Raw genomic sequence first — 24,831 nt, 5'->3', positions numbered from 1 at the left:
GTTACACCGCCTGATGATGAGTGTCGTTCACGCCGGTTGCCAGCGTCATGATGTTTTCCTGAGAGATGTCGCGCCCGTGGAGCTCGCCCGCAATGCTGCCTTCACGCATCACGTACACCCTGTCGCTCATCCCCACCACTTCCGGCAGCTCACTGGAGATCATCAAAATCGCCACCCCTTTGCGCGCCATCTGGTTCATGATGCGGTAGATCTCGCTTTTCGCGCCGACGTCCACGCCGCGGGTGGGTTCGTCCAGAATCAGAATGCGCGGACCGATGGCCACCCAGCGGGAGATCAGCAGCTTTTGCTGGTTGCCGCCCGAGAGCCCGCCCGCGCGCACCTGCGAATGCGGCACGCGGATGTTGAGCAGGGCAATGGCATCATCGGAAATCGACTGGGCTTTTTTACGGTTTAGCATGCCGAAGGTGGCGTCGCGTTCCAGCGTCGCCATGGTGATGTTCTCCTGCGCCGCCAGCTCCAGAAACAACCCCTGCTCCTTGCGGTTTTCGGTGAGAAAACCGATGCCGTTTTCGATGGCCGCACGCGGGGAGTGGATCACCACCGGCTCGCCGTCGACCTCAATCATGCCGCCCGTGGCTTTGCGCACGCCGAAGATAAGCTGCGCCAGCTCGGACCGTCCGGCCCCGACCAACCCCGCCAGCCCGACGATTTCGCCGGAACGCACCTGCAGGCTGCAGGGCTGTACTTTTTTACCGTCGGTGAGGTGATGCACGTTGAGGCGCGGGCTGCCGAGGGGAATGTCACGCTCCTTGTTGAACAGGTCGCTTAACGGTCGTCCCACCATCATGCGCACCAGCTCGGAAGCGTTGAGCTTGTCGCGCGTCAGGCTGCCGACGTACTGCCCGTCACGCAGAACGCTGACGCGGTCTGAGAGTTCATACACTTCCGCCATGCGGTGGCTGATGTAGATGATCGCCATCCCTTCATCGCGCAGGCGCAAAATCAGTTCGAACAGACGATGCGTTTCCCGCGAGGAGAGGGCGGCGGTGGGTTCATCCATCACCAGAATGCGGCTGTTGCGGTGCAGCGCGCGGGCAATTTCCACCTGCTGCTGCTCGGCGATGGTCAGCTTCATCACCAGATCGGTGGCGCTGAACTGCGCCCCGAGGCGGTCAATCACCGCCTGCGCCTGGGCAGCCATCTCTTTGCGTTGCACCATCCCGCCGCGCGACAGCTCGCTGCCGAGGAAGATGTTTTCGGCAACGGTCAGATTGGGCGCGAGCTGCATCTCCTGATAAATCAGGGTGATGCCTGCGGCCAGCGCATCTTTCGGCCCTTTAATGTGAAACGGCTGGCCGTCGATCAGGATCTCGCCGCTGGTGGCGGTATAGGCTCCGGCGAGGATTTTCATCAGCGTACTTTTTCCCGCGCCGTTTTCCCCCATCAGCGCGTGGATCTCACCGGGGAAAACCGTCAAATCCACACCCTTGAGCGCGTGGAAACTGCCAAACGTTTTGGCAATGCTGCGCATCTCTAATACCGGGGTTCTGCTCATGGCGGATCTCCTGTGAATGCCGATTTCTGCACTTCATCACAGGTGCGTAAATGCAAAATGTCAGAAGCTGTTCATATTTGTCATAGTTATGAATAGCTAATGTGGATCACAGTTACGGAGTCAACATGTCTTCACGCCCCCCGTTTTTCGCCAGCGCCCGCGGTCGCCTGCTGATATTTAATCTGCTGGTGGTCGCCGTGACGCTGATGGTGAGCGGCGTGGCGGTGCTTGGCTTTCGTCACGCCAGTCAAATCCAGGAGCAGGTTCAGCAGCAAACGCTGGATGACATGACCGGCAGCATGAACCTGGCCCGTGATACCGCCAACGTGGCGACGGCGGCGGTGCGGCTCTCGCAGGTCGTCGGGGCGCTGGAGTACAAAGGCGAAGCCGAGCGCCTGAAGCAGACGCAAATGGCGCTGCGCCGCTCGCTGGAACAGCTTGCCGATGCGCCGCTGGCGCAGCAGGAGCCGGCGCTGGTGGCGCGCATTATTCAGCGAAGCAATGAATTACAGCAGAGCGTGACGGAGATGCTTGAGCGCGGGCAGCGACGCCATCTGGAGCGTAACGCGCTGCTGAGTTCGCTATATCAAAGCCAGAGCTACCTGCGTCATCTGCAGGACATCAACCGCCGCTATGGCAGCAATGTTCCGGATGCGCAGCAGCTGATGGAGATGGATCGGCTGATCGCTGCTGCCATCGACACCCCTTCGCCGCGCGCGACCGTTCATCAACTGGACGCAGTGGCCGCAACGTTGCCCCGAAATGCCGTACAGCCGGTCGTGAAGGAGGTTCTGCTTGATTTTAATGCCGAGCTAGGCAAACTCGCCCCGCTATCGAAGCAGCTGGAAGAGAGCGATCTGGCGATAAGCTGGTATATGTTCCACATCAAGGCGCTGGTGGCGATCCTCAACAGCGACATCAATCAGTACGTCGGGCAGGTGGCGCAGGCCTCCCGGCTTCGTACTGACCAGAGTCATCACGAGCTGCAATCCATCAGCGTGTTTATCAGCATCTTCGCCATCCTGGCGCTGATCATCACCGGGTGCGCCTGCTGGTATATCTACCGCAATCTGGCCTCTAACCTGACGGCCATTTCCCGGGCGATGTCGCGCCTTGCTCACGGCGAACAGGATGTTTCCGTTCCCGCCCTCCAGCGGCGCGATGAGCTGGGTGAACTGGCGCGCGCGTTTAACGTTTTTGCCCGCAATACCGCCTCGCTTGAGCACACCACGCGTCTGCTGAAAGAAAAAACCACGCAGATGGAGATCGACCGCGTCGAGCGTCAGGGGCTGGAAGAGGCGCTGCTGCACAGCCAGAAGATGAAGGCGGTCGGACAGCTGACCGGCGGGCTGGCGCATGATTTTAACAACCTGCTGGCGGTGATCATCGGCAGCCTTGAGCTCACCGACCCCGAATCAAAAGATGCGCCGCGCATTACCCGGGCGCTGAAGGCGGCCGAGCGTGGCGCCTTACTGACCCAGCGCCTGCTGGCGTTTTCCCGCAAGCAATCCCTGACGCCACATGCGGTAGAGATGCTGCCGCTGCTGGAGAACCTTCGGGAACTGATGCGCCACTCCTTGCCCGCGACCCTGACCCTGGAGATTGAAGCGCAATCGCCGGCCTGGCCCGCGTGGATAGACGTCAGCCAGCTGGAAAACGCCATCATCAACCTGGTGATGAACGCCCGCGATGCGATGGAGGGGCAAAGCGGGGTGATTAAAATTCGCACCTGGAATCAGCGCGTCACCCGCAGCGACGGTCGCAGGCAGGATATGGTAGCGCTGGAGGTCATTGACCGCGGCAGCGGCATGTCGCAGGAGGTGAAATCCCGGGTCTTTGAACCGTTCTTCACCACCAAGCAGACCGGAAGCGGGAGCGGGTTAGGCCTGTCGATGGTCTATGGCTTTGTGCGCCAGTCCGGTGGGCGCGTGGAGATTGAAAGCGCGCCGGGGCAGGGGACGACCGTCCGGCTTCATCTCCCGCGATCTGTGCTGCCCGCCGCTGCAGATGATGAAGCGCTGTCAGCCACCGCCTCCGTCGAGAGCGAGCGCCTGGTTCTGGTGCTGGAGGATGAAGCGGATGTCCGCCAGACCCTGTGCGAGCAGCTGCATCATCTTGGCTACCTGACGCTTGAAGCGGACAACGGCGAGCAGGCGCTGAGCATGCTGGCGGCATCACCGGATATTGGCATGTTTATCAGCGACCTGATGTTGCCCGGCAGCCTCAGCGGAGCCGAGGTGATAAACCATGTGCGTAATCATTATCCGCAGCTTCCGGTGCTGCTGATCAGCGGCCAGGATTTACGACCCACGCATAACCCTCAGTTGCCGGACGTTCCGTTACTGCGTAAGCCGTTTACGCGGGTGCAGCTGGCGCAGGCGCTGCGGAAAGTGATGGTAATTTGAGATTCCTCCGCTACCCCAGTTCCCTGCCGTTCATTATCGTAAGGTCAGTTCACCTGCGAGTCTGGCCTTATGAAACGTTACTCAACTGCTCTGTTATTCGGTCTGCTGTCACTCACCAGCCAACTGGCTCATGCCGATATTGTTGATGATGCTATTGGCAACATTCAGCAGGCGATCAACGATGCCTATAATCCCAGCAGCAGTCGCAGCAGCAGCGATGACGATCGTTATGACCGCAGCCGTCAAATCGACAGCAGACAGTACGACGATCGTCGTCGACAGCTTGAGGACAGACGACGCCGTTTAGACGAGCGCCAGCGACAGCTGGATGACGATCGCCGTCGGTTAGAAGAGGATGAGCGCAGGTTAGAGGACGATTACGATCGAGGCTAAGTGCGGCCTGTTGCCCTCACCCCAACCCTCTCCCACGGGAGAGGGAGAAAACCTAATCCAGCATCAGCACCATCCCGTCATACCCCGCTTCAATGCCGTCGGGCAGCGGATTATCCATCATCCACACGTCAAACTGATGACTGATGTGGGTCAGGATCACCTGCGGGCAGCCAATCGCCTCGTTTAGCGCAATCACGGTATTTAAGTCGCAATGGTTTCGCGGCGTCTCGTCGCGCGGTGCATGGCTGCAGTCGATAATCATCGCCTGCGGCTGATTGTTGAGCAGGAACTTCACTGTTTTTTCCGGCAGCCCGGCGGTGTCGGAAAGCCAGGCCACGCGGCTGTGGGCCGACTCCAGCAAATACCCGAAGGTCAGTTTTGAATGGTTGAGCGGCAGCGGCGTGACCCGCATCCCCTGAAGTTCAAACATCACAAACGGTTCGACCGTGTGGCTGAAATCCAGAATCCCCGGGTGTTTAAACAGGTCGTCGCATCCTGCTTCGTCCGGCGGACCGTAAACCGGAATCGTCGCGCCAACGCCCCAGCGCAGGGGGAACAGCCCCTGAACGTGATCCATATGGTAATGGGTGAGCAAAAACTGCTGAAAGCTGCCTGCGGGCCAGTCGTCCATCAGGTGCGGAATGCCCGCGTCCAGCAGCGTCACCGCATCGTTGAATTTGACCACCGCGCTACAGGGGCGACGGCGATAGGTCTCCTGCAGGCGCGCCCGGCGACACGCCGCGCAGTCGCAGCCAAAGACCGGCACGAGTTGCGCGCTTCCGGTTCCCGTTAACGTGATCGTCAGACTCATAACGCACCTCTACAGCGGTTTGGTGAATCGGAAATGGCTCTGCGTGTATCCTTCACGAACGTAAAAACGGTGCGCGTCTGTGCGCTTCACGCTGGTGGAAAGTTCGGTCAGCTCCGCGCCGGCCTGCCGTGCCACCTCTTCCGCCCAGGCCAGCAGCTGGCTGCCCACCTTTAACCCACGCGCCTGCGGCATCACCACCAGCTCCTGGATTTCGCCGATCCAGCGCGCGTGATGGAGGTGAAACTGCATATGCAGGCCGATCATGCCGACAACATGTCCGCCCAGCTCGGCAAGCTGGTAGCGCATATTGTGATCCTGAAGGTTGGCAAGAAATCCGGCGTGGAACGCCTGATGGTCGAACTCTGCCTGTTTAAGTTCGCAGATCAGGGCATAGACAATCTGCGCATCGTCGGCAGTAGCGGGGCGAAGCTGGCAGTCAGGCATGCTGTTTCTCCTTCTGACGGATAAGCGATAAAAAGGTATCGACTGACTGTAGCAAACTTCCGTCGTTATTGAGGATGTGGCAGTCGGACGGGGCATAGCGGGCCGCACGCTCTAGCCGCTGATCGATCTCACGGGCTGATTCACGCCCCCGGCTCTGCAACCGGCTACGCAGAACGTCCGGCGAAACCTGCAGACAGACCGGTAGCAGGGCTGCTCCATAGCGGGCGCGCGCCTGCGGAAGATGCGCCCGCGAGCCGTTAACCAGCACATCGAACCCCGCATGCAGCCACAGATCGGTCTCAATGCCGATCCCGTAGTAATAGCCGTTGGCATGCCAGCTCAGCGCCAGCAGGTTTTGCCCGGCACGGATGAAAAACTCCTGCTCGCTCAGGGCGATATGGTTTTCACTCCCTGCATTAGCCGCGCGGGTAATATAGCGGTGCGCCACCAGCAGCTGCGGATGTTCCCGCTGCCGTAAGGCGGACAGCAGGCTGTCCTTACCGGAACCTGAAGGCCCCATTAGCCAGATTAATCTCCCCATCAGAACACCCTTTTTCCCTGACGCCAGACGTGGTCGATATGAACGTGCTCGCCCTTACGGTGGGCGAGTACCAGGTCCGCACGTTTCCCTTCGGCAATTTCTCCGCGATCGTGAAGGTTAAGCGCCGAGGCTGGGTTTTTCGTCACCAGGCGAATCGCCTGCGGCAGCGTAAAGCGGTTGCCCTCGTCGTCGGCCACTAGGAACGCCGCATCCAGCAGGCTGGCGGGGTAGTAGTCGGACGAGAGGATATCCAGCAGGCCGAGGGAAGCGAGCTTGCTTGCCGCAACGTTGCCGGAGTGCGAGCCGCCGCGCACGATATTTGGCGCGCCCATCAGCACGTTCATGCCGTGCTTTCGGGAGGCTTCAGCCGCTTCAAACGTGGTGGGAAATTCGGCGATCACGCTGCCAAGCTGGTGGGATTCAAGCACGTGATCGTGCGTGGCGTCGTCATGGCTGGCCAGCGCGATATTGCGGTCACGACACATCGCGGCAATTTTGAGGCGGTTCGGCTGCGACCATTGTGCCGCAAGCGCCAGCTGCTCTTCTTCGTAACGGGCCATCTCCGCATCGCTGAGCGAGTATTTGCCCTGATAGTATTCGCGATACTTTTCAATGTTGGCGAACTGACGCTGTCCCGGCGAGTGATCCATCAGAGAGACCAGCGAGACCGGCTCGCGCCCGACCAGCTTTTCAAACAGCGGCAGGGTGGTGTGGTGCGGCAGTTCGCAGCGCAGGTGCAGACGGTGCTCGGCGCGGTTGAGGCCGCGTTTTTGCGTCTCCTCCACGGCGTTGATCATCTTCTCCAGGTTCTCCAGGCGATCGCCGCCGTCGCGCACGTCGCCAATGGCCACCGCGTCCAGTACGGTAGTGATGCCGCTGGCGACCATCAGCGCGTCGTGGCTGCTCATCGCTGAATGCGCGGGCCAGTCCACCTTTGGGCGCGGGGTGAAGAATTTGTCCAGATTGTCGGTATGCAGTTCAATCAGCCCCGGCAGCAGCCAGCCGCCGTCGCCGTCCATCGCTTCAGGGGTACGGCTTTGGGTTTCGGCAAAGGCGCGAATAACGCCTTCATGAACTTCAACCGAGCCATCAACGACTTCATTTTCCAGCACCATCTTGACGTTATTGATAATCATGCGGGAGTCCCCATTGGGTGCAGTCTGTCTGCGACGCGGGTGCGAACGGTCTCGTCGTGGAAGATCCCGACGATCGCCGTCCCGCGCGCTTTGGCCTGTTCGATCAGCGCCACTACGGCCGCGCTGTTTTTATCGTCGAGCGAGGCGGTGGGCTCATCAAGCAGCAGTATTGGGTAGTCGACGATAAAGCCGCGGGCGATATTGACGCGCTGCTGCTCGCCGCCGGAAAAGGTCGACGGGGCAAGGTGCCACAGGCGCTCGGGCACGTTGAGGCGCGTCAGCAGGCTGGCGGCTTTGGCGGCGCAGGTTTCGCGCGGCACGCCGAGATCCAGCAGGGGCTGCATCACCACGTCGAGGGCGGAGATCCGCGGGATCACCCGCAGAAACTGGCTCACCCAGCCGATCGTCGAGCGGCGCACCTCCAGCACTTTACGCGCGGGGGCCTTTACCAGGTCGATCCATTCATCGCCGTGGCGAATGTGAATGTGGCCTTCGTCGGGCAGATAGTTGGCATACAGGGAGCGCAGCAGGGTCGATTTTCCGCTGCCGGAGTGGCCGTGCAGCACTACGCATTCGCCCTTGTTTACCTCTAACGAGGCGTTTTGCAGCACCGGCAGGCGCACGCCGTTTTGCTGGTGGAGCACAAAGGTTTTACTTACGTTTTGTACGCGGATCATGTTGGCCTCTTAATTCTGCAATACGGACGACACCAGCAGCTGGGTGTACGGATGGTGCGGATCGTCGAGCACGCGGTCGGTTAATCCACTTTCCACCACCCGACCCTGCTTCATCACCAGCAGGCGGTCCGCCAGCAGGCGCGCGACGCCCAGATCGTGGGTGACAATGACCACCGCAAGGTTCAGATCTACCACCAGGCCGCGCAGCAGGTCGAGCAGGCGCGCCTGCACCGAGACGTCCAGCCCGCCGGTGGGTTCATCCATAAACACCAGCTTCGGGTGCGTGACCAGGTTGCGGGCGATCTGCAGGCGCTGCTGCATACCGCCGGAGAAGGTGGTGGGCAGGTCGTCGATGCGCGAGGCGGGGATTTCAACTTCTTCCAGCCAGTGCTGCGCCGTAGCGCGGATATTGCCGTAATGGCGCGCGCCGGTGGCCATCAGGCGTTCGCCGATGTTGCCGCCCGCCGAGACCTGACGGCGCAGGCCGTCCATCGGGTGCTGATGCACCACGCCCCACTCGGTTCGCAGCAGGCGGCGGCGCTCGGCCTCGCTCATGCCGTAGAGGGAGTGTCCCTGATAGAGTATCTCGCCGTGTTGCGGCGCGAGGCGCGCGGAGATGGACTTCAGCAGGGTGGTTTTGCCGGAGCCAGACTCGCCGACGATCCCCAGCACTTCGCCCGGCCACAGCTCGAACGACACGTCGCTAAAGCCTTTGCCCGGCGCATACAGGTGGGTCAGGTTGTTAACCGAAAGCAGCGGTTTCATTGGCCGTTCGCCTCGCTCTGTTGGCGGCAGAAATCGGTGTCGGAGCAGACAAACATCCGTTTGCCCGTGTCGTCCAGCACCACTTCGTCCAGGTAGCTGTGTTTGGATCCGCAGATGGCGCACGGCTCGTCCCACTCCTGCACCGTAAACGGGTGATCGTCGAAATCCAGGCTTTCGACACGCGTGTAAGGCGGGACGGCGTAGATGCGTTTTTCACGCCCGGCGCCGAACAGCTGCAGGGCGGGCATCATGTCCATCTTCGGGTTATCGAATTTCGGGATCGGCGACGGGTCCATGACGTAGCGCCCATTCACCTTCACCGGGTAGGCGTAGGTGGTGGCGATATGGCCGAAGCGGGCGATATCCTCATACAGCTTCACCTGCATGACGCCGTACTCTTCCAGGGCGTGCATGGTGCGGGTCTCCGTTTCGCGCGGCTCGATAAAGCGCAGCGGCTCCGGAATTGGCACCTGGAAAATCAAAATCTGATCTTCAGCGAGCGGGGTTTCCGGAATGCGGTGACGGGTCTGGATCAGCGTCGCGTCTTCGGTTTTTTCAGTGGTGGTGACGCCGGTGACGCGCTGGAAGAAGCTGCGGATCGACACGGCGTTGGTGGTGTCGTCGGCGCCCTGATCGATGACCTTCAGCACGTCCGCCTCGCCGATCACGCTGGCGGTGATCTGAATACCGCCCGTGCCCCAGCCGTAGGGCATCGGCATTTCGCGGCCGCCGAACGGCACCTGATAGCCCGGAATGGCCACCGCTTTTAAGATGGCGCGGCGGATCATGCGTTTGGTTTGTTCATCCAGATAGGCAAAGTTGTAGCCGCTTAAGTTAGCCATGTTTGCGCTCCCGTTGCAGGCGTTTCAGCAGTTCCAGTTCGGCCTGGAAATCGACGTAGTGCGGCAGCTTGAGGTGCGAGACAAAGCCCGCGGCCTCAACGTTATCCGCGTGGGCCAGCACGAACTCTTCGTCCTGCGCCGGGCCTGCAACGTGCTCGCCGTAGTCCGGTGCCTGCAGCGCACGGTCAACCAGCGCCATCGCCATCGCCTTTCGTTCACCGAGGCCAAACACCAGCCCGTAGCCGCGGGTAAAGTGCGGGTCTTCATTTTCGGGCGCGACAAATCCGTTAACCATTTCGCATTCGGTCATCAGCAGTTCGCCGACGTTGACGGCAAATCCCAGCTCTTCCGGCACGATTTCGACGTCGATATAGCCGCTGCGGATCTCGGCCGCAAACGGGTGGTTGCGCCCGTAGCCGCGCTGGGTGGAGTAGGCCAGCGCCAGCAGATAGCCTTCGTCGCCGCGCATCAGCTGCTGCAGGCGGGACGAGCGCGAGCACGGGTAAACCGGCGGCGTGCGGGTGATGTCATCCGGCTGCGCGTCTGAATCCTCTTCCGCCTTCGCCAGACCCTGTTTCGCCAGCAGGCTGAAAACGTGCGGAGACGGTTCTTGTTCGGCGTCAGAGGTACTGAGCGGCGGGGTTTCGCCGTTCGCCAGCAGGGTAAAATCCAGCAGGCGGTGGGTGTAGTCACAGGTAGGGCCAAGCAGCTGGCCGCCGGGAATGTCTTTATAAACGGCAGAAATGCGGCGCTCCAGGCGCATCTCCGCCGTGTTCACCGGCTCGCTGACCGCCAGTTTGGCAAGCGTGGTGCGGTAGGCGCGCAGCAGGAATATAGCTTCCACGTTATCGCCGCTGGCCTGCTTCAGGGCCAGCGCCGCCAGCTCGCGGTCGGCGATGCCACCTTCGGTCATCACCCGGTCGACGGCGAGGTTAAGCTGCTGTTCAATCTGGGCGACGCGCAGCTCGGGCAGCCGTTCATCGCCCCGTCGTCTGTGCGCCTGCAGCGCATGGGCGGCGGCGATGGCCTTCTCGCCCCCTTTGACGGCAACGTACATCAGCACACCTCCACGTGGGTGGTCCGCGGGATCGCCAGCAGGCGCTCGCCGCAGGTCAGGATCAGGTCAATGCCCAGCGGGAACGGGTGCGGGCGCTCGGTCAGCTCGTGAATGATGCACTCCGGCAGCTGTGGCGCGACCATGCGCTCGTCGGCGATGCCTGCCCCCGTGAGGCGCAGCATGCGGCCGCCGCTGAGGCTGGAGACCTGCAAAATCAGCGTGGCGCTGGTCTCCGGGGCGACGGCGCTGCCTTCGCTCAGGTCGTTGAGCTGCTCGTGGCTGATGTGCTCGTCGGCCACGGCAAAGACCGCCTGCCGGGGCTGATCGACCAGCGGGGCGCCGGTGTGAAAGCGCAGGTTCTGGCTGGCGATGTCGTTCGACAGCGCGCCCGAAAGCCATACCGGGGTGTCGTTATCGGCAAGCGTCAGCAGCACGCTGGTGGTGGCCAGATTCAGCGGCAGCCAGCCCTGGGAGAGCTGGTGCAGCGAAACAATCACGCCCGGCTCGCTCATCGCTTTCAGCAGGCGACGAAAACTGTGTTGGGCATCCTGGACGGCCAGGGTAAAAGCAGGTTGAAGCGTCATGCGTTGTCTCCGCGAACGAGCGTAAAGAAGTCGACCCGGCTGGTGTTTACTTCGGCCTGACGTGCGGCAATGCGCGCGGCGCGGTCGGCTTCCAGCGGGGCAATAAGGGTTTCCATTAACGTCTGGAAATAGGACTGTTCCTGTAAAAGCGCGTCGATCACCGCGCAGCGCTCGGCGTGCGCTTTGTCGCGCCCGAGCACGTAGCTGTAGCCCAGCGTGCCGCTGTTCAGACGGATCGCTGCGCGGGTGAGGGTGGCGTCTCCGGCGAAAAAGCGCTCGCCGGTGCCGCCCATGCGCGCCTGGATCTGAACGAGGCCGATCTCCGGGGCGCGGAGGGTGTCGTAATCAGGTGCCAGACTAAGGGCGCTCATGCGGGCAGAGAGCGCGGCAGGCTGGCTGTGGGCCAGCACGCGCATCCAGCGCTGTCGGGTGGCGGTGTCGAAGTGCATTCAGTGCTCCATGGTGAATTCGATCATGTCGGCGCGGGTCAGGCTGACGGAGTATTCCGTCGCGTCGATCTCGCCGTCACGGTGGTTGAGGGTGCGTACGCAGAGCAGCGGGGCCATATTGGGAATTTCAAGCACCTTGCTCTCTTTCGCCTGCGCGCGACGGGCGCTGATGCGCGTCTGGGTGCGCTTGAGCGCAATGCCTGTCGCATCCTGAAGAAAATCATGCAGCGAGCCGCTGGAGAAATGCTGCAGCACAGGCCAGAGGGTGAGATCCGCGAAGTAATGGTCTATCTGGCACACCGCCACGCCGTTAACGCGACGCAGGGTGCGCAGGTGGATGACGTTATCGCCCTCCTGAATCCCCAGCGCGTCCGCCACGTGGCTGGAGGCCGGACGCAATACCGAGAGCAGCTTTTCGCTGGTCGGGTGGCTGCCCTGATCCAGCAGGTTCTGGCTGAAGCGCGCCTGGGCGTTTAGCGGGTAGTCGAACGGGCGCATCAGCACCAGCACGCCCACGCCCTGACGGCGCTGGACCCAGCCGCGCTCGACCAGCTGGTCAATGGCGCGGCGCAGGGTGTGTCGGTTCACCTCATAGCGGTCGGCAAGCTGCTGCTCGGCGGGGAGATAGTCCCCGCAGCGGTAGTGCGTGCGCAGCTCCACTTCGAGCTTTGCCGCAATCTCTTGCCAGCGGGTGGGGTAACTGGTCGGATGTCTGGATAAGTGCATAGAAAACAAAGCCTCGCTTCTCAGATGAAGTGCTTACGCAAACGTTGAGAGAGGAAATCCAGCAGGCTGACGGTGACGATGATGAGTACCATCAGGGCGCAGGTTTGCTGGAACTGGAAACCGCGAATCGCTTCCCACAGGGTGACGCCAATCCCGCCTGCGCCCACCATGCCGACCACGGTGGCGGAGCGGACGTTGGACTCAAAGCGGTACAGGGAGTAGGAGATCAGCAGCGGCATCACCTGCGGCAGAACGCCGTAGAGGATCTCTTCGATTTTGTTGGCACCCGTTGCGCGGATGCCTTCCACCGGGCCGGGCTCGATGGCTTCGACCGCCTCGGAGAGCAGCTTGGAAAGCACGCCGGTCGTGTGGATGAAAAGCGCCATTACGCCGGCGAACGGACCCAGGCCGACAGCGACCACGAACAGCATCGCAAAGACCATTTCGTTGATGGCGCGGCAGGCGTCCATCAGGCGGCGCATGGGCTGATACACCCACCACGGCACGATGTTTTCGGCGCTCATCAGGCCAAACGGAATAGAGAGAACGACGGCCAGCGCGGTGCCCCAGACGGCGATTTGCAGAGTGACCGCCATTTCGCTGAGATAGTCCTGCCACTGGCTGAAGTCCGGCGGGAAGAAGTCGGCGGCGAAGGTCGCCATGTTGCCCGCGTCTTTGAAGAGCAGCAGCGGATCCATTTCCGCGCCCTTCCAGGAGATAACCAGCACCGCCAGCAGGATGGCCCAGCTAATGAGCGAGAACCAGCTGCGCTTTGGCGGTGGGAGGGTGATGGTTTGCATGTTTGACTCCTTAATCCGTTCTCCCTCTCCCTGTGGGAGAGGGCCGGGGTGAGGGCATCAGCGTGCGCATTTCCCCCTCACCCTAACCCTCTCCCTCAAGGGAGAGGGGACTTGAGTTACTGCACCGCTTTATTCACGCTGGTCATCGCGCCTAGCGCGGCGGTCAGGCGGTCGAGGTCTTCAAGCTGGGCCTGAATCGCGGCCACTTTGCTGGTCTTCTCCTCGTCCTTCAGGCCTTTGTTGTCCTTCACGCCCTGCATCTCTTTAAACAGCGCCAGCTGGCGAATCGGGACCAGCTGCAGGTCGCTTGACGGGCGGAACGGTGCCCAACCCAGACGTTCGAGGACCGCTTTCTCTTCCGGCGTTTTGCCATAGGTCATAAAGAAGTCGTACACCTTGTCCTTGGTGTTTTCGGACAGGTTTTTACGCCACACGATCGGGTCGCCGGGGATCAGCGGGGATTTCCAGATAACCTTGATCTCTTTCAGCTTGTCCGGTGCGGAGGTCTTCAGCTTGTCGAGGTTCTCGGTGTTGTTGGTGGCAACATCCACCTGCTTGTTGGCCACGGCCAGAGCGTTGGTTTCATGGCTGGCGTTCACCGTGCGTTTGAAGTCGCTGGCGGAGGCGTTGTTTTTGGCGAAGACGTAGTATCCAGGGACAAGGTAGCCCGAGGTGGAGTTCGGATCGCCGTTGCCGAAGGTCAGCTCTTTGCGTTTGGCGAGCATGTCGTTGAGGTTGTTGATCGGGCTGTCTTTGTTGACGATCAGCACGCTCCAGTACCCCGGGGAGCCATCTGCCGCGACGGTCTGGGCAAAGACCTGGCCGTTCGCGCGGTCCACCGCTTCCATGGCGGAGAGGTTGCCGTACCAGGCGATGTCCACTTTGTTAAAGCGCATCCCCTGGATGATGCCCGCGTAGTCCGGGGCGAAGAAGGCGTTCACTTTGATCCCCAGCTTGGTTTCCATATCTTTCAGGAACGGTTCCCACTGAGGCTTCAGGTTCTGCTGTGATTCCGTCGAAATAATGCCGAAGTTCAGCGCTTTTTCCTGCTCTTGTGCATACGCCGGGCTTAGGAGGGTGCTGAGGCTGAACATGCTGGTAAAGGCCAGCGCGGCAACGGCTTTGTAGCTCATGTACTTTCCTCGGATCGGGTTTAATTAAGCAGCCTGCGCGTTCTCTTCGACGCGGTTAATGCTGCGGTAGAGATGGTCAAAACGTTCGTTATCAAACTGATGGCTCGCGCCATCAAAGAACACGTGTCCCTGACGCAGGGCGACAATGCGTTCGCAGTAGCGCAGGGCGTAATCCACCTGATGCAGCGTGACCACCACGGTAATGCCGTCGTTCTGGTTAATGTCGCGCAGGGTCTCCATCACGATGCGGGCGGACTCCGGATCCAGCGAGGCAATGGGTTCGTCAGCAAGAATGATTTGCGCTTTCTGCATCAGGGCGCGGGCGATGGCGACGCGCTGCTGCTGTCCACCGGACAGGGTGGAAACGCGCTGGTGGGCGAAATGCGCCATGCCGACGCGGGTCAGCGCCTGTAAGGCTTCCTGCTTTTGGGAAGGGGAGAACCAGCGCAGGCAGGTGCGCCAGAACGGGGTGCTGCCAAGCGCGCCAATCAGCACGTTCTCCAGCACCGTCAGGCGGTTTACCAGGTTGAACTGCTGGAAGATGTAGCCCGTCTGGGCGCGGCTCTTACGGATATCGCTGGCGAGACGCCCCGCGCGCTGCACGGTATTGCCCAGCAGCTCGACGTGGCTTTCCGGCGTTTTATCGCAGATGATAAGGCCGCTTAAATGACGCAGAAGGGTGGATTTACCTGAACCAGATGGCCCGAGAAGCGCCACCATGTCGCCCTGCTGGACGGTCAGATCAACGGCATGCAGAGCCTTATTGTGATTGAAGGTCTTGCTCAGTTTCTCGACGCGGATGACAGTTTGCATGTGCTGGGCCTCATGATAAATGTGGCCTCATGCTGGCGCATCAATGTGACATTTGGGTTAAGTCTGGGTTGCGGGAGTTTGAAGAGTTGAGCGGAGTTTGATGACAGGCGGAGGCAGAACGCCCCCGCCCGAAAATTAGTGCTGCTGTTTAACGACGTTAATCATCCACGGCACGCCGTATTTATCGGTGACTTTACCGAAACCGTGTGCCCAGAAGGTTTCCTGCCAGGCCATTTCGATATTCCCGCCCGCGGCGAGGTTGTCGAACCAGCGCTTGCCTTCATTGACGTCCTGGGTATCGAGTACCAGCGTGAAACCCGCGTACTGAGCGTTGCTGCCCGGCGGCATCCCGTCGCTCATCATGATATCGCTGCCTGCAATGCGGACGTTGGAGTGAGCGATAGCGGAATCCGGAAATTTCATACCGGACGGACAGCCTTCCTCGCTGTTATCGCTTTTTGGCATTTCGCCGAAGGTGATTTTATAGAGAGGCTCTGCGCCGACGGCTTGCTGGTAGAAGGCGGTGGCCTCTGCGCAGTTGCCGGCGAAAGAGATGTAGGGACTTAACGGCATAATCTTTACCTCACGTAAGAAAAGCCCATTAAGTGTAGTTCCCGAAAGCCCGGTAAGCGAAGCGCCACCGGGCGGGTAAATCAGTTCTTTTTCACGAACTCTGATTTCAGTTTCATCGGACCGAAGCCGTCAATTTTGCAGTCGATATTATGATCGCCTTCCACCAGACGGATATTCTTCACTTTGGTGCCAATCTTCAGCATGGAAGAACTGCCTTTCACTTTCAGGTCTTTAATCACGGTTACGCTGTCGCCGTCCGCCAGCAGATTGCCGTTCGCATCTTTTACGACAAGTGCATCAGCATCGTGTGATGGTTCGGCATCATTCCATTCGTGAGCGCATTCCGGGCAGATGAACATGCCATTATCTTCATAGGTGTATTCAGAATTGCATTTCGGGCAGTGTGGGAGTGACATATCGGTATCCTCAAAAAGTGTAAACGCGCTGGAAGTGCCAGCTAAATGACGGCAGCGTGCCGAAAAAGGCGGCAAGTATAGCGCAAATCCACACGGTTGTCGGTGATATTGTGAATTAAAAAAGATGCAAAAAGCGTATCGGGAGTGACACTTCCTGTCAGTCAGTTAAGCGATGCTTACGTCATTAGCACGGTGGGAAAAAATTGATGCTAAATATATCGAATATTTTATTGCAGCAAATTGCTACGCCCCTCCATTTCGGATAAGGTGAAGCAACACATCGTTATTTATCTCCTGACCTCGCTGCCATACATATCTTTTGGCAGGGGCGTATTACCTCTCTTTTTAGATGGGTAAATAATGATGATATATCCTGAAGTTTCTTAAAATTGGGCTACGCTTTTTTCTTTTGGCTGTCAGGCCAGGAGGAGAGCTTTACACGCCATGCAAGGATAGCGAATTATTTCTGATTATCATCAATTAGTTATATTTCGGCGAACATGTTTTCCACACGTGATCATATAAGCCTGAACAACATAATTAATACCAGTGGCTTAATAAAAGTAATAAATTTGCGTTAAGGAAAGTCTTTTATCATGCACACACAGACCATTTTTGAATTAAGCCAGGAAGCCGAGCGTTTGTTACAGCTCGCCCTGCAAAATCTTGATACGTTGAAATCAATGCCGGCTGCGATGCTGGAGAGCACAGCGGCTGCCATTACGGGTGAAAAGAACAACGTTTTACCTTTGCATTTTAGCGCGCGCGGCGTCGATGCACAGCAGGCGATGCTGAATAATGAATTACGGAAAATAACCCGGCTGGAAATGGTTCTGGCTATTGTTGGCACCATGAAAGCGGGGAAATCGACCACCATTAATGCGATTGTAGGGACCGAAGTGTTGCCGAACCGCAATCGTCCGATGACGGCGCTTCCCACCCTGATTCGGCACACGCCGGGTCAGAAGGACCCGGTGCTGCATTTTTCACATGCCTCGCCGATTGATGAATTGATTCAACTGCTCCAGAAAAAGCTATGCGATTACGATCGGGGGAAGCTGGCCCAGCATCTTGAAATTGATAAAGACATGAATACGCTGCTGGAGCGCATTGAAAAAGGAGAAGCTTTTGAGAAGCATCACCTTGGCGCGCAGCCGATATTTCATTGTCTGAAAAGCCTCAACGACCTGGTGAGACTTTCCCAGGCGTTAGGTGTGGCGTTTCCGTTCTCTGAATATGCGGCTATCGAACATATTCCGGTCATTGAAGTGGAGTTCGTGCATCTTGCGGGTCTGGATGCTCATCTCGGACAGCTGACGCTGCTCGATACGCCCGGGCCGAATGAGGCCGGACAGCCACATCTGCAAAAAATGCTCAACGAGCAATTGTCCCGTGCGTCGGCGGTGCTGGCCGTGATGGATTATACCCAGCTTAAATCCATCTCTGATGAAGAAGTTCGCCAGGCCATTTCCGCTGCGGGAAAATCAGTGCCGTTGTATGCGCTGGTCAATAAATTCGATCAGAAAGATCGCAATAGCGACGATGAAGAGCAGGTCCGGGCGATGATCTCCGGTACCTTAATGAAGGGCAATATTTCACCTGGCCAGATCTACCCCGTTTCATCCATGTGGGCATATCTGGCGAACCGCGCGCGCTACGAGATGAGTACCCACGGACAGCTGCCGGATCATCAGGAGCAGCCCTGGGTGCAGGATTTTGCCGAGGCTGCGCTTGGTCGTCGCTGGCGCACGGCGGACCTGGACGATATCGATCATATTCGTCATTCTGCCGATTTGCTCTGGGAAGATTCGCTGTTTGAACAACCCATACGCAAATTGATTTACGCCGCCTATGCCAATGCCTCGCTATACGCCCTGCGTTCGGCTTCGCATAAGCTCCTTAATTACGCACAAAATGCCCGGGAGTACCTCGACTTCCGCTATCAGGGTCTGACGGTTGCCTTTGAGGCGCTGGAATTGAATATTGCACGTCTGGAAGAGGACACGGCGCTTCTTCAGACGCGCCAGTGCGTCGTGAGCGATGAGGTGAAACATGAAGTTGAGGAGGCGCTGAACGCCACTGCGGACTTTATGGGGGCCCAAAAAACCGCGCTTAACCAGGCGATTGGCGAGGTGTTCAGCGCTCGGCATATTCTTGATTTGGCAGGCATCGATCGGCAGAACCCTCACGGTGGCGAGCCGCACGAGCTGAAGCAGCTGGTTCTGGACGATGAAGGGCAGGCGCAGATCGCGCTGAGTAAAATCCGCTCCTCCTGCGAGCTGGTGATGCTGGATGCGCAGACGAAGATTTGCCGGGAACTGGCGTTACGCTTCGACCAGCTTGAGTCTACGCTGGCGCGCTCCCTGAACGAAGCCATGCGCCCTATCGAAGCACGTATTAAAGAGCATCTGAGCCATGCGGGTTTTCGGGCGCGAATCAGTTTCCCGGCGTTTCAGGCGAGCCAGCTTAACTTCAATACGCGGGCGCTGTTTAACGATGCGATTGCGCAGGATGACAGTCAGGCAGACCCGCCATCAGGCGGGAGCAGCATGCGGGAAACGGTCTCTCGCTGGCTCAATAATCCGGGCTGGGGCTGGGATGAGTATGTGGAAACGCGCACGCGCTATGTTATCGACATTGCGCAGCTACATGACAAATTTAAGCAACATATTGAGCAGTTTTGTGAACAAATACGTAAAGCTTTGTCCGCGCAGGTCGATGTCTCTGTTACGGCAGGAATGGCAACGTTCTTTGCAGAATTTTCGTTGTGCCTGACCGGGTTACAGGAAAGCTTGCGTGATAGCCTCGCAGTGCGTCAACAGAATGAGCATTCAACCCGAGCGCTCTGCCAGTTGTTGAAGCAAAGTATCACTACTGCGACGTGGATACAGGAAGATACCCGACTGTTACGCGATGATATTCAAACTCTATTCGCGGCAGAGCAACCATGACAACACCACTACTGGACGGCCCCGGGCGAACGCTGGAGTGTATTAATCCAAAATTTATGGTCGATCTGGTGCAGGGGGGAGACGCGGCGCGTCATCCTCACCTGGGACCACAGCAGCTTCAGTTTCGTGAGCGTTTGACGCAGGAAATCATGACGCATACCCGGCTACGCCCCTGGGCGATGGCGGGGATGCTCAATGAAAATGCGGGGCTGCGCCTGGGGCTGGCGGAAAAACTGGCCGGCATGCTTGATCCGGGTCATCTCGCGCTGACGCTGATGGCTGAGAAGCTGATTGCTTTGCGCCAGCAGACTCACCCGCGCGCCCCGCAATCCCCTGGGCTGATGCAGCAATACGGTGAACTCGCTTCTCATTTTACCCAACGCGCAGCATATAAAGAAAAGGCGCTGACCCAGCGCGGGCTCACGGTGCAGGCGGGCGAGCACAGTGAGCAGATTTTTACCCGCTGGCGGGCCGGGCACTATGATGGCTGGTCGCTGGCCGGGCGCTGTTTTATTGTCCTGGAAGAGCTGCGCTGGGGGGCATTTGGTGATGCATGCCGCCTCGCGAATGAAGATGTGGCGGCAATGCTTAAGGATAACCTGCGCAGCATGGCGGCTAACTATCTGGCGCAGGGCATTAATGCGTCACCCACGACCCGCCATTTCTATCACCAGTGGCTGACAACGCCGGCCTCTCCGGGTTTAATCGATCATAAAGACATGCTGGGGTGGCTGGGGGACTGGTGTCAGGCGGATCAACATCCGGTGAGCTGGTCAGTCACGCAAAACTGGCAGACCGTCGCGCTGGGTATGCCGAGGCTCTGTTCGGCAAAACGGCTGGTTGACGGGATGGTGGAAGAGATTTTTGGATGATTCCTTCCCCCTCACCCTAACCCTCTCCCCGCAGGGGAGAGGGGATGGTTTGGTGCGGTGTGTTAATGATTCATTTCTATTGGTTTCGGTTCAGGCTGGGCCTCTTGCATATTCCCGTAGCGTTTCGCATACAGCGCCGTGATGATTGGCACCAGAATCGCGGTGACAATGACGCTGGCGGCAACCAGCGCCGTCGCTGAAGCGGCCACCGGTTCAAAGGCCGGGTTAATCTGGGCAATAATCACCGGGTTTGCGACGGCAGCCCCTGCGGCTGAAGAGGCGGCGACGCCGGCCGTGCCGTTTCCTCCTCCGATCACGCGGTCGGCAATGATCAGCGGAATACCGGTAATGACGATCACGGCGACCCCCAGCACAATACCCAGCAGGCCGGTATCGAGGATAACCTTCAGATTAATGGTGTTCCCCAGTGCGAAGCCGAAGAACGGGATCAGCACCGGCGTGGCTTTGCTGAAGAAATCACGCAGATCGTGATCGAGATTGCCAAGGGCAAAGCCGATCAGGAAGGGCAGGATCGCGCCGACAAAGTGGTGGGGTTCAAAAGAGGCCAGGCCAGCAGACCCCAGGATCAGCATCGTCATCAGCGGACCAGATTCCAGAGACATCAACACAAATGCGCCGGACTCTTCTTTCGTCCCATACTGGTTCATCAGGCTGGCGTACAATCCGCCGTTAGTCATATCCATCGCCGAGACAATCGCCAGGACCGATAATCCCGCGAAGAACCCGGTCTGAATTCCAGTCTCCGGGATGAACATCGCGCATATCATTGCTACCGCCCAGGCTACGGCTATTTTGGTTATCACCAGCGTGCCGGATTTCCGTATTACAGTACCTGTTGCCCGCAAATTAATGGATGCGCCGATACAAAAAAACCAGACGGCAAGAATCGGAACCGTGCCCGTTATCATGCCTTTTGTGAAACCGCCAAAATAAGCCCCGGTATCAGGGGCAAGGGTATTCAGGATGGCGCCCAGTACCAGCGGAACCAGCATCATACCGCCGGGTATGCGTTCTATCGTGGCTTTAATCTTCATGGACAAACCTCACATCGGATCCCGCAGGACGGGTGACAGGTGTTAAAAATTAGTCAATAAATTCAATTAATTGCTCTTGTCGCTTGCGGTGTTTTTTCGATAATCCTGCACGCATAATTAAATGTGTGCTCTCGATTAACCTCATTCTGTAAAACATAAAACGCTGAATTCAGATTTATCATGCGATCATTGGAATATCGATTCAATGAAAATAAAACATCGTTTTAGTTATCTTTGTCACATATTCAATGTAAAACCTGAGTCCGGTTCCTGTTGATGGAAATTTATGTAAATTTGATGTGAATTAACGAGGTTTGTTTTTCTGTTACGAAAGAAATAATGACGTGCGTGAGGATGCTCTTTAGGTAGGTTAAGGAAGTGCTTATTGGCACTCCTTGACAAAAATTTGACTAGGTTGACCGGACGCGAAAATATGTGTGAAGTTGATCACAAATATAAACGCTGGTAGGGTAAAAAGGTCATTAACTGCCCAGGCAGGCGTCAACAGGTTCGGTTGTATCGGCGTAAAACGTCAATGTAAGTAAACCTGCTACGCTTGAATAAGGCGATTCGCATGGAGCGGATCCCATGGTTCACAGAACGTAAACTGGACTGTGAAACAGACAGGGCCGAGTCAACGAGGATAGCTATGCTAAGAAGGAAAAAGATTAAACCCATCACACTTCGCGACGTCACCATTATTGATGACGCAAAGCTGCGTAAAGCCATTACCGCAGCCTCGCTCGGTAATGCGATGGAATGGTTCGATTTTGGTGTCTACGGCTTTGTGGCCTATGCGTTAGGTAAAGTGTTTTTCCCCGGGGCCGATCCCAGCCTTCAGATGATTGCCGCACTGGGTACGTTCTCCGTTCCCTTCCTGATTCGCCCGCTGGGTGGACTGTTCTTCGGTATGCTCGGCGATAAATATGGCCGTCAGAAAATTCTTGCCATCACCATCGTCATTATGTCGATCAGTACATTCTGTATCGGCCTTATCCCGTCTTACGCCACCATCGGCATTTGGGCACCGATTCTGCTGCTGATCTGTAAGATGGCACAGGGCTTCTCCGTGGGGGGTGAATACACCGGCGCCTCGATCTTTGTTGCCGAGTACTCCCCGGACCGTAAGCGCGGTTTTATGGGAAGCTGGCTGGACTTCGGCTCGATTGCCGGGTTTGTTCTGGGCGCGGGCGTGGTGGTGCTGATTTCAACCGTAGTGGGAGAAGCGAACTTCCTCGACTGGGGCTGGCGTATCCCGTTCTTCCTGGCATTGCCGCTGGGGATCATTGGTCTCTACCTGCGTCATGCGCTTGAAGAAACGCCCGCGTTCCAGCAGCACGTCGATAAGCTGGAACAGGGTGACCGCGAAGGGCTGCAGGATGGTCCGAAGGTATCGTTCAAAGAGATTGCCACTAAGCACTGGCGCAGCCTGCTGACCTGTATTGGCTTGGTGATTTCGACCAACGTGACCTATTACATGCTGCTGACCTACATGCCGAGCTATCTGTCGTATAACCTGCACTACTCGGAAGATCACGGTGTCTTGATTATTATCGCCATCATGGTCGGTATGCTGTTTGTGCAGCCGATTATGGGCCTGTTGAGTGACCGTTTTGGCCGTCGACCGTTCATTATTCTGGGAAGCGTTGCGCTGTTTGCTCTGGCAATCCCGGCATTTATTCTGATTAACAGCGATGTGCTGGGGCTGATTTTTGCCGGTCTGCTGATGCTGGCGGTGATCCTTAACTGCTTTATCGGGGTGATGGCCTCAACGCTGCCAGCGATGTTCCCGACACATATTCGCTACAGCGCGCTGGCCGCGGCCTTTAACATCTCGGTGCTGATTGCCGGTCTGACCCCGACGCTTGCCGCCTCGCTGGTGGAGAGCACGCAGAACCTGATGATGCCGGCTTATTACCTGATGGTGATCGCGGTGATTGGTTTGATTACCGGTATTACCATGAAGGAGACGGCGAATCGTCCTCTGAAAGGCGCAACGCCTGCGGCATCGGATATTCAGGAAGCGAAAGAGATCCTGCGTGAGCACTACGATAACGTAGAGCAGAAGATTGAGGATATTGACGCAGAGATTGAAGAGCTGCAGAAAAAACGCTCCCGACTGGTGGACCAGCATCCACGCATCAACGAGTAATAAAAAAACCCGCCAACGGCGGGTTTTCTTTTATTAGCATCCGGCGGCGATGTAGTCGCCATTGGCACTGATGGGGATCACCGTCAGGAACAGCACCGTCGCGAACAGGATCAGGACTATCCCTCCGGCTATTTTGACTGCCGGTACGAGCCATCTTAATGAGGCGCTTTCTCCGAACCAGCTCACCGTGCGCTCGCGGGCGTAGCGTACTGCCAGTGAAAGCCCCACGATAGAAAGCGCGGTTCCCAAAGACATGGTCATGACGGCGGCCACCCCCCAGGTGACAATGCCCAGCGCGTTCGAAAACATCAGAATCATGATCGCCCCGCTGCACGGGCGTGCGCCAATCGCCAGAATCACACCAAGACGGGTTTTCCAGTCGCTTTGTGTCAGGTTTGCCCCCACGCCATGATGACCGCAGCCACAGTGTTCATCGTGCTGATGAAGCGGTTTGATGGCTGAGATCGTTAACCTGTGTGGACGCAGGCTCTTCAGCGCCTGGTAAATAACAAACGCGCCAAATGCGCCAATAAGCACTGCACTTATCTTCTCCACGTACCAGCGGCTGGTACTGATATCCCCTGAGGCGAGGTTAAACCCTATAGCCAGAATAAAGACAAAAAGAATGGCGCTGACGCCCTGCATCAGGCTACCCAGGAAGGGGACGACCCGGGCGGCCAGCTCGCTTTCCTTATTGGTGGTCAGATAGGTCGTCACAATGAATTTTCCATGCCCGGGTCCGATGGCGTGGAGAACGCCATAAAGGAAAGCGCCCGTTAACAGCCATAATCCGCCGCTGTACTGGTGGTTATTAAGCTGCAGCAGATACATCACCAGATAACGGTGCAGCGTAATTTGTGTGGCGAGACACCACTGGATAAAAGCGTTCCAGTGCGCATGCAGGGTAAAACCGGCAAAGAGGATTGCCAGCAGCATCACTCCTGCTGTAGGGAGACGCCAGTCACGGGCGAGGCGTTGTGTGGTCATGAGGATGGGCCTGCACAGGGGAGAGTATTTGCCGCTAGTATAGTTGATCTTCCCGCGCAATTCGTAGGATCGCATCGCGATCCGCTCATGATTGTGGATAACTTTGTGTGTAAAAGGGTATAAGGCGGGGTTTTGCTGGGGAATGCAGCAGTCAGTCATTTTTTTGCAACTTTTCGGTTGCGGTCGTTCGGGAACTCCCTATAATGCGCCTCCATCGACACGGCGGATGTGAATCACTTCACACAACAAGCAGTTCGGTTGAAGAGAAAAAATCCTGAAATAACGGGTTGACTCTGAAAGAGGAAAGCGTAATATACGCCACCTCGCAACGGTGAGCGAAAGCCGCGTTGCACTGCTCTTTAACAATTTATCAGACAATCTGTGTGGGCACTCAAAGTGACATGGATTCTTAACGTCGCAAGACGAAAAATGAATACCAAGTCTCTGAGTGAACATACGTAATTCATTACGAAGTTTAATTCATGAGCATCAAACTTAAATTGAAGAGTTTGATCATGGCTCAGATTGAACGCTGGCGGCAGGCCTAACACATGCAAGTCGAGCGGTAGCACAGGGAGCTTGCTCCTGGGTGACGAGCGGCGGACGGGTGAGTAATGTCTGGGAAACTGCCTGATGGAGGGGGATAACTACTGGAAACGGTAGCTAATACCGCATAACGTCGCAAGACCAAAGAGGGGGACCTTCGGGCCTCTTGCCATCAGATGTGCCCAGA

The 24,831-nt window shown here is 57.7% G+C and carries 24 protein-coding genes and 1 rRNA gene; 6 read left to right on the top strand and 19 right to left on the bottom strand.

Annotated elements, in window-relative coordinates:
- Position 1 precedes the first annotated feature (1 nt).
- Entirely contained in the window at positions 2-1,516 is a 1,515-nt protein-coding gene (locus tag AC0TOY_RS02100) for a sugar ABC transporter ATP-binding protein (RefSeq protein ID WP_023334199.1), read from the bottom strand.
- 125 nt (positions 1,517-1,641) lie between these two features.
- On the opposite strand from AC0TOY_RS02100, the gene AC0TOY_RS02095 reads away from it, so the two are divergent.
- Both AC0TOY_RS02095 and yjdP read left to right on the top strand, forming a co-directional pair.
- Positions 1,642-3,921, top strand: a complete 2,280-nt coding sequence (locus AC0TOY_RS02095; protein WP_473721437.1) for an ATP-binding protein — start codon at positions 1,642-1,644, stop codon at positions 3,919-3,921.
- A 69-nt stretch (positions 3,922-3,990) separates the two neighbouring features.
- Entirely contained in the window at positions 3,991-4,314 is a 324-nt protein-coding gene (yjdP, locus tag AC0TOY_RS02090) for a DDRRRQL repeat protein YjdP (protein WP_032650638.1), read from the top strand.
- Between the two features lie 52 nt (positions 4,315-4,366).
- Here the strand turns inward: yjdP and phnP are convergent, their stop codons facing one another.
- The 16 genes from phnP to AC0TOY_RS02010 form a co-directional block, all read right to left on the bottom strand.
- Positions 4,367-5,125: a phosphonate metabolism protein PhnP gene (gene phnP, locus AC0TOY_RS02085; protein WP_473721436.1), complete on the bottom strand. Its 759-nt coding sequence runs from the start codon at positions 5,123-5,125 to the stop codon at positions 4,367-4,369.
- Positions 5,126-5,134: 9 nt separating this feature from the next.
- The gene (gene phnO / locus AC0TOY_RS02080) at positions 5,135-5,569 is read right to left on the bottom strand and encodes an aminoalkylphosphonate N-acetyltransferase (protein ID WP_024906746.1); all 435 of its coding nucleotides are present in this window, start codon (positions 5,567-5,569) and stop codon (positions 5,135-5,137) included.
- Entirely contained in the window at positions 5,562-6,113 is a 552-nt protein-coding gene (gene phnN, locus AC0TOY_RS02075; protein ID WP_090420717.1) for a ribose 1,5-bisphosphokinase, read from the bottom strand. Before phnN ends, phnO begins: the two co-directional genes overlap by 8 nt.
- A complete protein-coding gene (gene phnM / locus AC0TOY_RS02070) occupies positions 6,110-7,246 on the bottom strand; it encodes an alpha-D-ribose 1-methylphosphonate 5-triphosphate diphosphatase (RefSeq protein WP_473701781.1) in 1,137 nt (378 codons plus the stop codon). The genes phnN and phnM overlap by 4 nt, the downstream gene beginning before the upstream one ends.
- The gene (gene phnL / locus AC0TOY_RS02065) at positions 7,243-7,923 is read right to left on the bottom strand and encodes a phosphonate C-P lyase system protein PhnL (RefSeq protein WP_473721435.1); all 681 of its coding nucleotides are present in this window, start codon (positions 7,921-7,923) and stop codon (positions 7,243-7,245) included. Before phnL ends, phnM begins: the two co-directional genes overlap by 4 nt.
- 9 nt (positions 7,924-7,932) lie before the next feature.
- The gene (gene phnK / locus AC0TOY_RS02060; RefSeq protein WP_148769101.1) at positions 7,933-8,688 is read right to left on the bottom strand and encodes a phosphonate C-P lyase system protein PhnK; all 756 of its coding nucleotides are present in this window, start codon (positions 8,686-8,688) and stop codon (positions 7,933-7,935) included.
- Complete coding sequence (locus AC0TOY_RS02055) at positions 8,685-9,530, bottom strand: alpha-D-ribose 1-methylphosphonate 5-phosphate C-P-lyase PhnJ (RefSeq protein WP_148769100.1); 846 nt, start codon at positions 9,528-9,530, stop codon at positions 8,685-8,687. Before AC0TOY_RS02055 ends, phnK begins: the two co-directional genes overlap by 4 nt.
- On the bottom strand, positions 9,523-10,587 hold the full coding sequence (locus AC0TOY_RS02050) for a carbon-phosphorus lyase complex subunit (protein ID WP_370884577.1): 1,065 nt from the start codon (positions 10,585-10,587) through the stop codon (positions 9,523-9,525). The genes AC0TOY_RS02055 and AC0TOY_RS02050 overlap by 8 nt, the downstream gene beginning before the upstream one ends.
- Positions 10,587-11,171, bottom strand: coding sequence for a phosphonate C-P lyase system protein PhnH (gene phnH, locus AC0TOY_RS02045; protein ID WP_048990324.1), 585 nt, complete (start codon positions 11,169-11,171; stop codon positions 10,587-10,589). The genes AC0TOY_RS02050 and phnH overlap by 1 nt, the downstream gene beginning before the upstream one ends.
- On the bottom strand, positions 11,168-11,620 hold the full coding sequence (gene phnG, locus AC0TOY_RS02040; protein ID WP_148768856.1) for a phosphonate C-P lyase system protein PhnG: 453 nt from the start codon (positions 11,618-11,620) through the stop codon (positions 11,168-11,170). Before phnG ends, phnH begins: the two co-directional genes overlap by 4 nt.
- Entirely contained in the window at positions 11,621-12,346 is a 726-nt protein-coding gene (gene phnF, locus AC0TOY_RS02035; protein WP_417928073.1) for a phosphonate metabolism transcriptional regulator PhnF, read from the bottom strand.
- Positions 12,347-12,366: 20 nt separating this feature from the next.
- Positions 12,367-13,146 (bottom strand): phosphonate ABC transporter, permease protein PhnE, encoded by a 780-nt coding sequence (gene phnE, locus AC0TOY_RS02030; protein ID WP_023334213.1) that lies wholly within the window; start codon positions 13,144-13,146, stop codon positions 12,367-12,369.
- Positions 13,147-13,262: 116 nt separating this feature from the next.
- Complete coding sequence (gene phnD / locus AC0TOY_RS02025) at positions 13,263-14,279, bottom strand: phosphonate ABC transporter substrate-binding protein (protein ID WP_061716114.1); 1,017 nt, start codon at positions 14,277-14,279, stop codon at positions 13,263-13,265.
- 24 nt (positions 14,280-14,303) lie between these two features.
- Complete coding sequence (gene phnC, locus AC0TOY_RS02020) at positions 14,304-15,092, bottom strand: phosphonate ABC transporter ATP-binding protein (RefSeq protein WP_048990326.1); 789 nt, start codon at positions 15,090-15,092, stop codon at positions 14,304-14,306.
- A 135-nt stretch (positions 15,093-15,227) separates the two neighbouring features.
- On the bottom strand, positions 15,228-15,665 hold the full coding sequence (gene yjdN / locus AC0TOY_RS02015) for a VOC family metalloprotein YjdN (protein WP_024906758.1): 438 nt from the start codon (positions 15,663-15,665) through the stop codon (positions 15,228-15,230).
- 80 nt (positions 15,666-15,745) lie between these two features.
- Positions 15,746-16,081 (bottom strand): zinc ribbon domain-containing protein YjdM, encoded by a 336-nt coding sequence (locus tag AC0TOY_RS02010; RefSeq protein ID WP_023310096.1) that lies wholly within the window; start codon positions 16,079-16,081, stop codon positions 15,746-15,748.
- A 596-nt stretch (positions 16,082-16,677) separates the two neighbouring features.
- Between AC0TOY_RS02010 and crfC the strand changes: the two genes are divergently transcribed.
- Both crfC and AC0TOY_RS02000 read left to right on the top strand, forming a co-directional pair.
- Positions 16,678-19,032 carry a clamp-binding protein CrfC gene (gene crfC / locus AC0TOY_RS02005; protein WP_290094318.1) on the top strand — a complete coding sequence of 785 codons (2,355 nt, stop codon included), beginning with the start codon at positions 16,678-16,680 and terminating at the stop codon, positions 19,030-19,032.
- Positions 19,029-19,904: a diguanylate cyclase regulator RdcB family protein gene (locus tag AC0TOY_RS02000; protein WP_024906760.1), complete on the top strand. Its 876-nt coding sequence runs from the start codon at positions 19,029-19,031 to the stop codon at positions 19,902-19,904. Before crfC ends, AC0TOY_RS02000 begins: the two co-directional genes overlap by 4 nt.
- A 62-nt stretch (positions 19,905-19,966) precedes the next feature.
- Here AC0TOY_RS02000 and kdgT read toward each other — a convergent pair whose 3' ends face one another.
- Positions 19,967-20,959, bottom strand: a complete 993-nt coding sequence (gene kdgT / locus AC0TOY_RS01995) for a 2-keto-3-deoxygluconate transporter (protein WP_024906761.1) — start codon at positions 20,957-20,959, stop codon at positions 19,967-19,969.
- A 649-nt stretch (positions 20,960-21,608) separates the two neighbouring features.
- Here kdgT and proP point away from each other — a divergent pair.
- Positions 21,609-23,111 carry a glycine betaine/L-proline transporter ProP gene (gene proP / locus AC0TOY_RS01990; protein ID WP_473721434.1) on the top strand — a complete coding sequence of 501 codons (1,503 nt, stop codon included), beginning with the start codon at positions 21,609-21,611 and terminating at the stop codon, positions 23,109-23,111.
- A gap of 33 nt (positions 23,112-23,144) precedes the next feature.
- Here the strand turns inward: proP and AC0TOY_RS01985 are convergent, their stop codons facing one another.
- Positions 23,145-24,098, bottom strand: a complete 954-nt coding sequence (locus tag AC0TOY_RS01985; RefSeq protein ID WP_048990339.1) for a nickel/cobalt transporter — start codon at positions 24,096-24,098, stop codon at positions 23,145-23,147.
- Positions 24,099-24,595: 497 nt separating this feature from the next.
- Between AC0TOY_RS01985 and AC0TOY_RS01980 the strand changes: the two genes are divergently transcribed.
- Positions 24,596-24,831, top strand: a 16S ribosomal RNA gene (locus AC0TOY_RS01980); the annotation flags it as partial.

The sequence above is a fragment of the Enterobacter sp. PL_is379 genome (assembly GCF_055817355.1).
The sequence above is the reverse complement of the archived record's forward strand: the minus strand, read 5'-3'. Positions and strand labels throughout refer to the sequence as shown.

What these genes read in the sequence shown, in the direction of transcription:
- phnE (WP_023334213.1), bottom strand. Translation starts at nt 13,146, where the DNA reads ATGCAAACCATCACCCTCCCACCGCCAAAGCGCAGCTGGTTCTCGCTC.
- proP (WP_473721434.1), top strand. Translation starts at nt 21,609, where the DNA reads ATGCTAAGAAGGAAAAAGATTAAACCCATCACACTTCGCGACGTCACC.
- yjdP (WP_032650638.1), top strand. Translation starts at nt 3,991, where the DNA reads ATGAAACGTTACTCAACTGCTCTGTTATTCGGTCTGCTGTCACTCACC.
- AC0TOY_RS01985 (WP_048990339.1), bottom strand. Translation starts at nt 24,098, where the DNA reads ATGACCACACAACGCCTCGCCCGTGACTGGCGTCTCCCTACAGCAGGA.
- phnP (WP_473721436.1), bottom strand. Translation starts at nt 5,125, where the DNA reads ATGAGTCTGACGATCACGTTAACGGGAACCGGAAGCGCGCAACTCGTG.
- AC0TOY_RS02000 (WP_024906760.1), top strand. Translation starts at nt 19,029, where the DNA reads ATGACAACACCACTACTGGACGGCCCCGGGCGAACGCTGGAGTGTATT.
- AC0TOY_RS02055 (WP_148769100.1), bottom strand. Translation starts at nt 9,530, where the DNA reads ATGGCTAACTTAAGCGGCTACAACTTTGCCTATCTGGATGAACAAACC.
- crfC (WP_290094318.1), top strand. Translation starts at nt 16,678, where the DNA reads ATGCACACACAGACCATTTTTGAATTAAGCCAGGAAGCCGAGCGTTTG.
- phnO (WP_024906746.1), bottom strand. Translation starts at nt 5,569, where the DNA reads ATGCCTGACTGCCAGCTTCGCCCCGCTACTGCCGACGATGCGCAGATT.
- yjdN (WP_024906758.1), bottom strand. Translation starts at nt 15,665, where the DNA reads ATGCCGTTAAGTCCCTACATCTCTTTCGCCGGCAACTGCGCAGAGGCC.
- phnL (WP_473721435.1), bottom strand. Translation starts at nt 7,923, where the DNA reads ATGATCCGCGTACAAAACGTAAGTAAAACCTTTGTGCTCCACCAGCAA.
- AC0TOY_RS02095 (WP_473721437.1), top strand. Translation starts at nt 1,642, where the DNA reads ATGTCTTCACGCCCCCCGTTTTTCGCCAGCGCCCGCGGTCGCCTGCTG.
- phnG (WP_148768856.1), bottom strand. Translation starts at nt 11,620, where the DNA reads ATGCACTTCGACACCGCCACCCGACAGCGCTGGATGCGCGTGCTGGCC.
- AC0TOY_RS02050 (WP_370884577.1), bottom strand. Translation starts at nt 10,587, where the DNA reads ATGTACGTTGCCGTCAAAGGGGGCGAGAAGGCCATCGCCGCCGCCCAT.
- phnD (WP_061716114.1), bottom strand. Translation starts at nt 14,279, where the DNA reads ATGAGCTACAAAGCCGTTGCCGCGCTGGCCTTTACCAGCATGTTCAGC.
- phnC (WP_048990326.1), bottom strand. Translation starts at nt 15,092, where the DNA reads ATGCAAACTGTCATCCGCGTCGAGAAACTGAGCAAGACCTTCAATCAC.
- kdgT (WP_024906761.1), bottom strand. Translation starts at nt 20,959, where the DNA reads ATGAAGATTAAAGCCACGATAGAACGCATACCCGGCGGTATGATGCTG.
- phnK (WP_148769101.1), bottom strand. Translation starts at nt 8,688, where the DNA reads ATGAAACCGCTGCTTTCGGTTAACAACCTGACCCACCTGTATGCGCCG.
- phnF (WP_417928073.1), bottom strand. Translation starts at nt 12,346, where the DNA reads ATGCACTTATCCAGACATCCGACCAGTTACCCCACCCGCTGGCAAGAG.
- AC0TOY_RS02010 (WP_023310096.1), bottom strand. Translation starts at nt 16,081, where the DNA reads ATGTCACTCCCACACTGCCCGAAATGCAATTCTGAATACACCTATGAA.
- AC0TOY_RS02100 (WP_023334199.1), bottom strand. Translation starts at nt 1,516, where the DNA reads ATGAGCAGAACCCCGGTATTAGAGATGCGCAGCATTGCCAAAACGTTT.
- phnH (WP_048990324.1), bottom strand. Translation starts at nt 11,171, where the DNA reads ATGACGCTTCAACCTGCTTTTACCCTGGCCGTCCAGGATGCCCAACAC.
- phnM (WP_473701781.1), bottom strand. Translation starts at nt 7,246, where the DNA reads ATGATTATCAATAACGTCAAGATGGTGCTGGAAAATGAAGTCGTTGAT.